Source organism: Bradyrhizobium sp. UNPF46 (genome assembly GCF_006658625.1).
Taxonomy (GTDB): Bacteria; Pseudomonadota; Alphaproteobacteria; order Rhizobiales; family Xanthobacteraceae; genus Bradyrhizobium; species Bradyrhizobium nitroreducens.
This window is the reverse complement of the sequence record NZ_LFJB01000023.1, coordinates 73,895-85,082: the sequence shown is the minus strand read 5'-3', so window position 1 is coordinate 85,082 and position 11,188 is coordinate 73,895. Positions and strand designations below refer to the sequence as shown.

The following is an 11,188-nucleotide window of genomic DNA, read 5'->3' as shown; positions in this document are numbered from 1 at the left end:
CCCGAAGCCGGCATGGAAGAAAACCCCGTCAACCTCGACCCCCGCATGGCCAAGCTCGCCGGCGGCGTCCACCGCCTCGACGGTCAACTCATGGTCGTCCTCGACGTCGATCGCGTCCTCGAGCTCGAAACCAAAGTGCAAATGGCCGCGTGAGCTAACGAAAACATCGGAGCCGGAGAACCAAAATGAAAACCTGCTTGGTGGTCGACGATTCCAGCGTCGTGCGCAAGATCGCGCGCCGGATTCTGGAGGGTCTGGAGTTCGAAGTCACTGAGGCCGAGGACGGCTCGAAGGCGCTCGAGATCTGCCAGCGGCAGCTGCCCGACGCGGTGCTGCTCGACTGGAACATGCCCGTCATGGACGGCTTCGAGTTCATGGGCCACATGCGCCGCCTGCCCGGCGGCGACCAGCCCAAGGTGGTGTTCTGCACCACCGAGAACAACGTGGCGCATATCGCTCAGGCGCTCAGCGGCGGCGCCAACGAGTACATCATGAAGCCTTTCGACAAAGACATTATCGCCGACAAGTTTGCTGAAGTCGGCTTGCTCCCGGTCGGACAAGCCATGGTCTGAGCGAATCTGGTCCGCGCGTTTTGGCCAGAGTGTTCCAGTACAGCTTCGAAGAGGCTACCCGTGACCCCGACCGAGTATGAGTACCTGCGCAAGTTCCTGAAGGACAATTCAGGGCTCGACCTGTCCGCAGACAAGCAATATCTGATCGAGAGCCGCCTGCTGCCGCTCGCGCGCAAGGCCGGGCTCTCCGGCATCGCCGAACTCGTGCAGAAGCTGCAGGGCGGCGCGCGCCAGCTGATCACCGACGTGGTCGAAGCGATGACCACCAACGAGACCTTCTTCTTCCGCGACAAGGTCCCGTTCGACCATTTTCGCGAACACATCATGCCCGAGATCATCAAGGCACGCGCGGCCAAGCGCAGCGTGCGCATCTGGTGCGCCGCGGGCTCGACCGGTCAGGAGCCCTATTCGCTGGCGATGTGCCTGAAGGAGATGGGCGCGGCCCTCACCGGCTGGCGCGTCGAGATCATCGCGACCGATCTGTCGCAGGAGGTGCTGGAGAAGGCCAAGGCCGGCATCTACAGCCAGTTCGAGGTGCAGCGCGGCCTGCCGATCCAGATGCTGGTGAAGTACTTCAAGCAGACCGGCGAGACCTGGCAGATCAATCCCGAATTGCGGGCGATGATCCAGCACCGGCAGCTCAACCTGCTGCACGATTTCGCCCAGCTCGGCACCTTCGACGTCATCTTCTGCCGCAACGTGCTGATCTATTTCGACCAGGACACCAAGATCAACATCTTCAACCGCCTGGCGCGCCAGATCGAGCCGGACGGCTTCCTGGTGCTGGGCGCGGCCGAAACCGTCGTCGGTCTGACCGACACGTTCCGCCCGATTCCGGAGCGGCGCGGCCTGTACAAGCCGAACGATCCGCGGGCCGCAGCCGCCAAGCCGGCTCTCGGCGGCGCGGCGCCGCGCCTCGCGGCCATGGCGGGACGATAGACATGGCCGAGGATGGCAAGGGTACGGAACGCGTGACTTTCAGTCGCGGCTATGACGTCTGCATCATGGCCATCGACGGCACCTGGCGGCGCGACTGCAAGCTCAACGCGATCTCCGACACCGACGCCATTCTCACGGTGGAAGGCTCGATCCAGGGGTTGAACCTGAAGGAGTTCTTCCTGCTGCTGTCGTCCACGGGACTCGCCTATCGCCGCTGCGAGCTGGTCCGCGTCAACGGCGCCGAAATGGACATCCAGTTCCTGCGTGGCAAGAACCGGAAGAAGCGTGGTGCGGCCGGCGGCCATGACGCCGCGGCGTGATCCGCCGCGCGGGCACGGCCCATTTTTCCGATCGCTTGCTTCACACTTTCTGAAGAGATCCGAACGAATTCGCCGCAGCAGCTTTACGTGGCCTAAGCGCGAACCGTGTATCCGTTGACGGTCTCACTCTCAGGATACGGAAATGCCCAGAAGCTCTCTCTCGCCCATCTCTTCAAACCTGCCCGACGGCACCGAACGGCGTGCGCTTCAGCTTCTGGTGGTCGATGACGACGCCACGCAGCGCAGCCTGATCACGGTCGCCGCCAAGCAGGCCGGCCACGAAGTCACCGTGGCGCCGTCCGTGGCGGACGCCATCGAGAAGCTTCGCTCCGCCCGCTTCGATTGCGTGACGCTCGATCTCGTGCTGGAGGACGGCGACGGCATCGAGGTGCTGCGCGAGATGGCGGCGGCGAAGTTCGGCGGCGCCGTGATCGTCATCAGCGGCATGGACGGCAAGCGCCGCAGCGCAGCGCGCAGCTTCGCCCGGTCCGTCGGGATCGAGCTCCAGAGCCTGCCGAAGCCGCTTGATCTGGCGGCCCTGCGCATCAGCCTCGCCAATCTCGGCAAGACCGCGATGGGCCTTCCGGCGATCCACACCTGGGGTGGTGTCGCCACCGATGCGATCGTGGAGCGGCACCGCGCCTGAATGCGGGGCGGCCATGCGACGGGGCGCGGCGGCTGCGCCGCGCTGGTCGCGATCTACGCCGGGTTGCCGGATTCCGACAGACATTGCAGGGCGTGGCCGAGGCCCGCCCGACATGCGCTGAGGGCGGCGCTCGCCGTGGCATAGCGCGGCGTGACGTCGTCGAGCACGATAATATCGGCGGAACCGGCCGGATCGCCGCACGCGAAACCCGTTTCCAACGTGTCGGCTTCCATCATGGCTGCGTCGATCAGGCGCATGCTGCTCTCGATCCGAGTGATCAGGGCGCGAAGATCGGCGGCGATCAACCGACGGCTGTCAGTTTCAGCCATCGCGGCGAGCGGGGGTGTGCCGGCCAAATTTAGCATGGATATTCTCCGTACCCCGCAATTAGGCACCTTGCCGCTACTTGTGCGTTAAGTCCATGTCCCGTACAAATACGGGTGGGCCGAATCCGCGCCGAACGCCATAACAGGAGGCGCGGACGCGAGTCCTTCATGCCAACCGGATGTGGCACATGGCCGAACATAGCTCTCGCGGTGAAATCTTCGTGGTCGATGACGACCCTGCCGTTCGCGACACCCTGTCGATGGTGTTGAAGGCGGCGGGCTATGAGGTGATCTGTTTTGCGGACGGCGCGGCACTGCTCTCCGTCGCGCGAAACCGCACGCCGGCTGCGATCCTGCTCGACGTGCACATTCCCGGAAAGTCGGGCCTCGACATTCTGAAGGAGCTGCACGGCGAGGACTATCCGGCCCCGATCTTCATGATCTCCGGACAGGGCGACATCGCGATGGCGGTGGGCGCGATCAAGAGCGGCGCGCTCGACTTCATCGAGAAGCCGTTCCGCGGCAGCGAGATCGTCGGCCGGCTCGACGAGGCGATCGGCGCCTATGCGCGCAGGCAGGCGGAGAACGCTTCGCCGAAGTTCGGCTCGCTGCATTTCCCCGGGCGCGAGCCGCTGACGCGCAGGGAGCGGGAGGTGCTCGAGCAGTTCGCCTCCGGCGCGTCCAACAAGGAAGCCGGCCGCACGCTCGGCATCAGCCCGCGCACCATCGAGGACCACCGCGCCAACATCATGAAGAAGCTCGGCGCGCGCAACGCCGCCGACCTGATCCGCATCGTGATGACCGCGGCCCAGCGCGCGTCGTAAAGTGGTCTCGTGCCCCGGACGCAGCGCATCATGCAATGATGCGCTGCCGAGCCGGGGGCCATCTCCCTCACCGACGGTTTCGTGGCCCGGATGGAGCGCAGCGTAATCCGGGATTTGCGCGCGCCGCACGACTGTTTCCCGGATTGCGCTGCGCTCCATCCGGGCTACGGAAGCTCAACCGCTCAGCGCCTTACGGATGATCCGCGCCAGATCCGATTTCCGATAGGGCTTGGCCAGCAGCATCACGCCGGAATCCAGCCGGCCGTGATGGATGATTGCGTTCTCGGTATAGCCCGAGGTGTAGACCACCTTGAGATCGGGCCGCGTCTTCATCAGCTCGTCGGCGAGCTGCCGTCCGTTCATCTTGCCCGGCATGATGACGTCGGTGAACAGGAGGTCGAACGGCTCGCCGGCGGCGACGATCGCGAGCGCCTCTGCGGCATTCGCGGCCTGCAAGGTGACGTAACCCAGCGAATGCAGCTGTGCCAGCACGTAGTCGCGCACCAGCTTGTCGTCCTCGACCACCAGGATGGTCTCGTGTCCGCCCTCGATCGCCGCCGGCGTAACGCCCTCGCCGACCACTGCCGGCGTCTTGCCGGGCGGCAGGTACATCTTGATCGTGGTGCCGTGGCCTTCCTCGCTGTAGATCTTGATGTGGCCCGCGGACTGCTTGATGAAGCCGTAGACCATCGAAAGCCCGAGGCCGGTGCCCTTGCCGGGTCCCTTCGAGGTGAAGAAGGGATCGAACACCCTGGTCAGTATGTTCGCCGGAATCCCGGTGCCGGTGTCGCTGACGGCGATCAGCACGTAATGGCCGGGGCGCACGTCGTTGACGCTGGCATAGACCTCGTCGAGATAGGCGGCGCCGGTCTCCACGATCAGCTTGCCGCCGCCGGGCATGGCGTCGCGGGCGTTGAGCGCGAGGTTGAGGATCGCGGTGGTGAGCTGGTTGGGATCGACGACCGCGACGCAATTCTCCTCCTCGAACACCGATTCGATCTGGATCTGCTCGCCCAGCGTCGGACGCAACAGCTTCGCGGTGTCGACGACCAGCGCGTTGATGTCGATCTCGCGCGGCTGCAGCGGCTGCTTGCGCGCGAAGGCGAGCAGGTGCTGGGTCAGGTCGGCGCCGCGCGCGGCCGCCTCGTCGATCATCTTCGTGATGGCCGCAAGCTGCGGCTCCTTCTCGACGGCCTCCGCGAGGATCTCGATCGTGCCGGTGATGACGGTGAGGATGTTATTGAAATCATGTGCCACACCGCCGGTGAGCTGGCCGATCGCCTCCATCTTCTCGGCGTGCCGAATGCGCTCATCAGCCGCGATCTTGTCGGTGAGGTCGCGGTAGAACACGTTGAACAGCAGTCCTTCGCGGCGCTTCAGCGCGGTGACGCTCAGCTCGGCCTTGAACTCCTTGCCGTCACGGCGGCGGCAGATCAGTTCGCGGCGGCGGTTCAGCGTCCTGCCGTCCTCGTTCTCCAGGAACTGCTTCAGACCCGCCCTCGCTCTCTCGCGTTCGCTTTCGGCGACGATGAGGTCGATCGTGCTCTTGCCGAGCACCTCCTCGCGGCGCCAGCCGAACAGCTGCTCGGCCTGCGAGTTCCAGTTCAGGATGCTGCCGGTCTCGTCGGTCTGGATGAAGGCGTCGAGCGAGGTCTCGACGATGTTGCGGGCGAGCCGCTCGCTCTCGCGCAGCGATTCCTGCGCGAGCCGCGCCTCCGTCATGTCGCGTCCGACAAAGTAGAAGCGGTGCGCCTGCTCGGACCAGCTGCCGAGCCAGGATAGCCAGACCTCGTGCCCGTTCTTGTGGAAGCAGCGGGTGTCGGCAGGCTTGATGCGCTCGCCCTGACGCATCGCGCGCATCTCGGCGCGGGAAAGTTCCAGATGATCGGGATGAATGAAGTCGGCGCCGCTGCGGCCGATCATCTCGTCCGGTCGGTACCCGAGAATGGTCTCGCTGCTCGGACTGACCTGCGCGATATGGCCCCGCGCATCCATGATCATGATCAGATCCTGCGAGGTGTCGAAGATCTGCCGGCGCTCCTCGAGCTGCTGCTGGAGCTGCCGCTCGGCCCGCCGCGCCTCGGTGAGGCTGTGCGCGGTCCCGGAGACGCCGATGATCTCGCCCGAGAGCCCCCGGATCGGCGACAGGCTGAGTGAGATTTCGACCGGCGTGCCGTCCTTGCGCAGGCGCACCGTCTCGAACCGTTCGACCGGCTCGCCCCGGGCGATCCGCGCCAGATAGTCCTTGCCGTGCGCGCGTCGGTCGGGCGGGACGATGATCGATGTGGGCTGGCCGATCGCCTCATCCGCCGAATAGCCATACAGACGCTCGGCGGCCGGATTCCAGCCCGTGATGATGGCGTCGAGCGTCTGCATCACGATCGCGTCGTCGGATGATTGGACGGCGGCGCTGAACAGGCGCTCGCGCGCCGCATGATGGCTGCGTGCCGCCTCCGTGCGGCGATGCTCCGCGATTTCGCGTTCGAGCGCGGCCGTCTTCACCCGGGTCTCCTCAACCATCCGGGCGAAGGCCCGCGCCAGCACGCCGGTCTCGCCGCTGGCATCGACGGGAATGTCGGCGTGATGCCCGCGGCCGATCGCCTCCACCGCGGCGGTCAGACGGCCTATCGGGCGGGTCAGCGAGCGCGACAAGAGGATAGCGAGTGAAGCCGCGGCCAGCACGGCGAGGATGCCGACCAGCAGCGTCGTCTGTTGGATCGCCGCGGGGACCAGGCCGAACACAGGTGGAGGAATCGTTTCGATGATCGCGACCCATTCCTTGCCAGCCAGCAGCGCAGGGGCGATCACCGCGCCGCTCGGCCGACCCCACCCATCGTTCAGGAGCCGCGTGGTTCCTTCCTGCGTGCCAGCCAGATTCGCGAAATAGGGGAAGTCCTTGCGCCAGTCGTTGGGACCATTACGCAAGGTGCCGAATTCGCGCGCGCGATCGGGATGAACGAGATAGTCGCCGCGCGCGTTCACGACGTAGATATCTCCTTCCGAGCTGGTCGCCGAACGGACGTGGGCGAGCGCCGGGCGCATGTCGACATTCGCGACGATGATGCCGAACGGTTTGCCGTCTGCCGCGAACAGCGGCATCGCGGCGCGCAGCGTCGGAACGTGTGGGTCCGTCGTGCCCCCGTGGCGGGTGGCGAGAACGACGGGTGACACATAGATCTCGCCGGGCGCGAGCCGGATCGTTTCCCGGAAGTAGGGTCGATCGCTCTTGGTCTCAAGTTCGCTGTCCGAGGCGATCCGGGCTGCGCCGTTTGGCCCGGAGCGGTCGACGCGGACGAGCTCGCGCTGGTCGTTATCGACGCCGATGATCCGAAACTGTCCATAGATGGGTTTGGCCTCGATCTCGGCCTCGAGTCTGGCCGCGATACGCTCGCGCCAGGTTTGCTCCGAGACGCCGTCGGCAGGATCAACTCCGCCGGCAACGTGAGCGCGGATGAGGCCCTGGATGGCTGCGGCGGCGCGATAGCCGATCAGATCGCCGCGCACTCCGGACACGTAGGATTCGAGGTTGATCGCGAGCAGGCGTGACTGCGCCTCGACCCGCTCCAGCACGCGCGGAATGACGGCCTGCGTGGTGTTGCGATAGCCCAGCCAGCCGACGGCAGCCACGGTGACCGCCACCAGCAGGATCATTGCGACGGCGAGCCGCGTGGCGAGCGTCATGGGGATGCTCGCAGGACCTCCCCGATGATCGCGGTCGAACTGGCCTGAAGCAGAGGAGCCCTCGTTATCGGCGGCCGGAGTTGACATCGGACCCCTCCGGCTCGCCCGCCTTCAGGCAGCCTTCGACCGCGGCGAGCAGCGCGCTGGACCGGAAGGGCTTTTGCAGGCTTGCCACGGCGCCGAGCTTGGTCGCCATCTTCAGGAAGTCCGGTTCCGCATAGGCATCCGGCGTGATCGATCGGCCGGAAATGACGATGATCGGAATGGCCGGGGCCAGCGCCCGGATGTGACGCATCGTCTCCAGCCCATCCATGCCCGGCATGAAGATGTCGAGAAACAGCAAGTCGAACCGGCCCGCCTCGAACTGCGCAAGTCCCTTGCGGCCGTCGCCGGCGACGGTGACGTAATGACCGGCCCTCTCCAGGAGCAGCCGGATCGTGATTTGAACGGCCGGGTCGTCATCCACGATCAGGATGTTGGCCACGTCTGAATTCCTCCCGGCCGGACAGGACATTCTCACCGGCCGCAAATCAACCATCAAAGATGAAATTGTTGCGCGGATTCCGCCCTGCCTGCAAGCACTTCGCGAACGGCGCGACTCGGTTTGGACCGGCCTCGGCGGGGCTGCCGGCATTATGCATGGTTCCGTGCACATGGCATCGGCGCCAGGCGATCGCGGCCGAGACCAATCTCCTGGCGCTCAACGCCACCATCGAGGCTGCGCGCGCCGGCGAGGCCGGCCGCGGCTTTGCGGTGGTGGCCTCCGAGGTCAGGACATCGCCCACCACATCGCCGCGATCCAGAACTCGACCGGCAGCGCGGTCGCCTCCGTCAAGGAGCTGACCGCCGCCATGCGCCGGATCGACGAAATCCCTGCGGCGATCGCCAGTGCGGTGGAGCAGCAGGGCGCGGCGACGCGGGATATCTCGCAGAACGTCCAGATGGCGTCCTCGGGGACGCAGACGCTCGCCACCAGCATCGGCACCGTCTCCGGCGCGATCACGGAAACCAGCCGCTCGGCGGACGACGTGATGGGGGCGGCGAACGAGGTCTCGGGGGCATCCGAGCGCCTTGCGGCCGAGGTCCAGGCCTTCTTCGTCAAGCTGCGCAGCGGCCCGATGGATCGCCGCAAGAGCCGCGATTCCGACTATCGCGGGCCGGGGCGGCGCAATCGCCGGAACGCCGCGTAGAGCGTATTCGGTTCTGACTGAATCAGAACCGAAGCTCCAGATTCTTGTTTTGACGCGTTTTCTTCACGCGAACCGGTGTCCACTTCGCTCGAAAACGCTCTAGTCAGTCAGATATTCCGGATAATGGCTTCGGATCTTGTCGAGCTCGCTCAGCGTGCCCGACAGATGCTTGCGCAGATGCTGTTGCGCGGCGTCGGGATCGCCGGCCTCGATCGCGCGGGTGATCAGCTTGTGATGACGCAGGATGTTCTGCGCCTTGCCGGGTGAGGGCAGATGCAGCCGGCGCAGCCGGTCGATATGTCCGCTGCGGCTGCGCACCAGCGTCCACAGCTCCTGCTTGCCGGCCGCGGCATAGAGCTGGGCGTGAAAATCGTTGTCGGCGGCGATGAAGCTTTCGAAATCTCCGCCCCTGGCGAACTGCTGCTGAAGCGCGATGATGTGGTCGAGGCGGAGGACCAGGGCCTGGTCGTGTTGCTCGGCGAGCAGCCGGACGATCTCGAGCTCGAGCGCCTGGCGCAGGAAATGCGCCTGCTCGGCGCGGCCGACGTCGACCCGGCTGACCACGGTCGCGTGCTGCGGAAACACGTCGACCAGCCCCTCTTCCTCCAGTCGCATCAGGGCATCGCGGATCGGCGTCGAGCTGACGCCGAACTGCGTGGCAAGCTCGGTGCGGGACAGCGGCGCGCCCGGGGGCAGCTCGAGCGCGAGAATGGCGTTGCGTAGCCGCTCGAACACCTGCGGCGCGGCCTGCCGGGCCCGGTCGAGCGGCGGTCCCCGGCGGGCGGCCGCGCGGGACGCGGAATGGGCGGTTTCCATGCGGGAGCTCCGGCCGGCTTGCCTTTGATGCACTAATGCATTAGTGCATCACTGGGATCGCTCGTCAATGGCGGCCGGAGGAAACGAACAATTATGATCAAGCCATTTCAGCGTGGCGCTGCCGCCATCGCCCTGATCGTCGCAACCGTGCTGGCGGCCTCGCCGGCGCGTGCGCAGCAGAAGTCCGAGATCGCGCTGTCGCGCCAGCCCGGCATTTTCTACATGCCGAGCCACATCATGGAGAAACTGAAGCTGATCGAGAAGCACGCAGCTTCCCTCGGCGTCTCCGGTGTCACCACCAAATGGATCACCTTCTCCGGCGGCGGCGCGCAGACCGACGCGCTGCTCGCGGGCGGCGTCGACATCCTCAACACCGGCACCGGCAATTTGCTGCTGCTGTGGGACCGCACCCGCGGCGGCGTGAAGGGCATCGTCGCGACCTCGGCGCAGCCGATGACGCTGATCAGCCGCGACGCCAACATCAAGTCGATCAAGGATTTCGGGCCGAGCGACAAGATCGCGGTGCCGACCGTGAAAGTCTCGACCCAGGCGATCGTGCTGCAGATCGCGGCTGCCGAAGCCTTCGGCGCCGACCAATGGTCGAAGCTCGATGCCAACACCGTGCAGCTCGGTCATCCCGACGCCTATGCGGCGCTGTCCAATCCCAAGCACGAGGTGCACAACCACTTCTCGATCCCGCCCTTCACCTTCCTCGAGCTGAAGAACGTGCCGGGCGCGCACATCGTGCTGTCGTCGCCTGACGTGATGGGCGGGCCGTTGAGCCAGGCCCAGTTCTTCACCACGACCAAGTTCGCGGACGCCAATCCCAAGATCATCCAGGCGGTGCGCGACGCCACCAAGGAAGCGCAGGACCTGATCCGCAGCGACACCAGGCAGGCGGTCGAGATCTACAAGGAGATCACCGGCGACAAGACCTCGGTGGAGGATCTGCTCGCTCTCCTCAAGGAGCCCGGCATGATGGAGTGGAATCTCGAGCCGCAGGGCACGATGAAATTCGCCGCGCATCTGTTCAAGACCGGCACATTGAAGAACCAGCCCAAGGCCTGGACGGACTATTATCTCCCCGTCGCGCACGATCTGAAGGGCAACTGATGGCGCTGCTCGACGTCAATGGGGTGACGCTGCGCTACAAGACCTCCAGCGCCGTCGTCACCGCCACGGAGAGGGTGAGTTTTACGGTCGACAAGTCCGACCGCTTCGTGCTGCTCGGCCCCTCCGGCTGCGGCAAGTCGACGCTCCTCAAGGCCGTGGGCGGCTATATGAGCCCGAGCGAAGGCCGCATGACGATCGGTGATCGCGAGATCCGCGGCCCCGGCGCGGACCGCATGATGATCTTCCAGGAGTTCGACCAGCTGCTGCCCTGGAAGAGCGTGCTCGCCAACGTCATGTTTCCGCTGCTGACTGCGCGAAAACTGCCGCGCAAGGACGCCGAGGCACGCGCGCGCGCCTATATCGAGAAGGTCGGCCTCACCCGCGTGGTCGATGCCTATCCGCACACGCTCTCCGGCGGCATGAAGCAACGCGTCGCGATCGCGCGCGGCATGGCGATGGAGCCGGACATCCTCTTGATGGACGAGCCGTTCGCCGCGCTGGACGCGCTGACGCGCCGGACCTGCCAGGACGAATTGCTCCAGCTCTGGAGCGAGACCAAGTTCACCGTGCTGTTCGTGACCCATTCGATTGCCGAGGCGATCCGCATCGGCAATCGCATCCTGCTGCTGTCGCCGCATCCCGGTCGGGTCAAGGCCGAGGTCATCGACGTCGACAAGGTCGGAAGCGAAGACGGCAGCGCCGGCCGGCTGGAGAAGGAGATCCACGATCTCCTGTTCGCCGCCGAAGCCACCGCGCATTGA

Annotated in this window: 11 protein-coding genes and 2 pseudogenes; 9 read left to right on the top strand and 4 right to left on the bottom strand. The window is 65.7% G+C overall.

Features of this window, described 5'->3' with window-relative positions; all coding sequences use genetic code 11:
* From UNPF46_RS38225 to UNPF46_RS11120, 5 genes and pseudogenes are all read left to right on the top strand, one after another.
* Positions 1-153, top strand: a pseudogene (locus UNPF46_RS38225) (chemotaxis protein CheW); the annotation flags it as partial.
* Between the two features lie 32 nt (positions 154-185).
* On the top strand, positions 186-572 hold the full coding sequence (locus UNPF46_RS11135; RefSeq protein WP_008137245.1) for a response regulator: 387 nt from the start codon (positions 186-188) through the stop codon (positions 570-572).
* A gap of 60 nt (positions 573-632) precedes the next feature.
* Positions 633-1,511 (top strand): CheR family methyltransferase, encoded by an 879-nt coding sequence (locus tag UNPF46_RS11130; protein ID WP_142250042.1) that lies wholly within the window; start codon positions 633-635, stop codon positions 1,509-1,511.
* A 2-nt stretch (positions 1,512-1,513) separates the two neighbouring features.
* On the top strand, positions 1,514-1,831 hold the full coding sequence (locus UNPF46_RS11125) for a hypothetical protein (protein WP_027563592.1): 318 nt from the start codon (positions 1,514-1,516) through the stop codon (positions 1,829-1,831).
* A gap of 142 nt (positions 1,832-1,973) precedes the next feature.
* Complete coding sequence (locus tag UNPF46_RS11120; RefSeq protein WP_100180866.1) at positions 1,974-2,477, top strand: response regulator; 504 nt, start codon at positions 1,974-1,976, stop codon at positions 2,475-2,477.
* A gap of 53 nt (positions 2,478-2,530) precedes the next feature.
* Here UNPF46_RS11120 and UNPF46_RS11115 read toward each other — a convergent pair whose 3' ends face one another.
* The gene (locus UNPF46_RS11115; protein ID WP_100180867.1) at positions 2,531-2,842 is read right to left on the bottom strand and encodes a hypothetical protein; all 312 of its coding nucleotides are present in this window, start codon (positions 2,840-2,842) and stop codon (positions 2,531-2,533) included.
* Between the two features lie 149 nt (positions 2,843-2,991).
* Between UNPF46_RS11115 and UNPF46_RS11110 the strand changes: the two genes are divergently transcribed.
* Positions 2,992-3,627 carry a response regulator transcription factor gene (locus tag UNPF46_RS11110; protein WP_100180868.1) on the top strand — a complete coding sequence of 212 codons (636 nt, stop codon included), beginning with the start codon at positions 2,992-2,994 and terminating at the stop codon, positions 3,625-3,627.
* A gap of 174 nt (positions 3,628-3,801) precedes the next feature.
* Here UNPF46_RS11110 and UNPF46_RS11105 read toward each other — a convergent pair whose 3' ends face one another.
* Together UNPF46_RS11105 and UNPF46_RS11100 are read right to left on the bottom strand one after the other, a co-directional pair.
* Positions 3,802-7,395 carry a PAS domain S-box protein gene (locus UNPF46_RS11105; RefSeq protein ID WP_142250041.1) on the bottom strand — a complete coding sequence of 1,198 codons (3,594 nt, stop codon included), beginning with the start codon at positions 7,393-7,395 and terminating at the stop codon, positions 3,802-3,804.
* A complete protein-coding gene (locus tag UNPF46_RS11100; RefSeq protein ID WP_100180870.1) occupies positions 7,373-7,792 on the bottom strand; it encodes a response regulator in 420 nt (139 codons plus the stop codon). Before UNPF46_RS11100 ends, UNPF46_RS11105 begins: the two co-directional genes overlap by 23 nt.
* A gap of 182 nt (positions 7,793-7,974) precedes the next feature.
* On the opposite strand from UNPF46_RS11100, the pseudogene UNPF46_RS38110 reads away from it, so the two are divergent.
* Positions 7,975-8,498, top strand: a pseudogene (locus UNPF46_RS38110) (methyl-accepting chemotaxis protein); the annotation flags it as partial.
* A gap of 99 nt (positions 8,499-8,597) precedes the next feature.
* Here UNPF46_RS38110 and UNPF46_RS11090 read toward each other — a convergent pair.
* Complete coding sequence (locus UNPF46_RS11090; protein WP_142250040.1) at positions 8,598-9,314, bottom strand: GntR family transcriptional regulator; 717 nt, start codon at positions 9,312-9,314, stop codon at positions 8,598-8,600.
* Positions 9,315-9,407: 93 nt separating this feature from the next.
* Here UNPF46_RS11090 and UNPF46_RS11085 point away from each other — a divergent pair, with 93 nt between their 5' ends.
* Both UNPF46_RS11085 and UNPF46_RS11080 read left to right on the top strand, forming a co-directional pair.
* Positions 9,408-10,427 (top strand): ABC transporter substrate-binding protein, encoded by a 1,020-nt coding sequence (locus tag UNPF46_RS11085; protein ID WP_142250039.1) that lies wholly within the window; start codon positions 9,408-9,410, stop codon positions 10,425-10,427.
* Positions 10,427-11,188, top strand: a complete 762-nt coding sequence (locus tag UNPF46_RS11080; protein ID WP_142250038.1) for an ABC transporter ATP-binding protein — start codon at positions 10,427-10,429, stop codon at positions 11,186-11,188. The genes UNPF46_RS11085 and UNPF46_RS11080 overlap by 1 nt, the downstream gene beginning before the upstream one ends.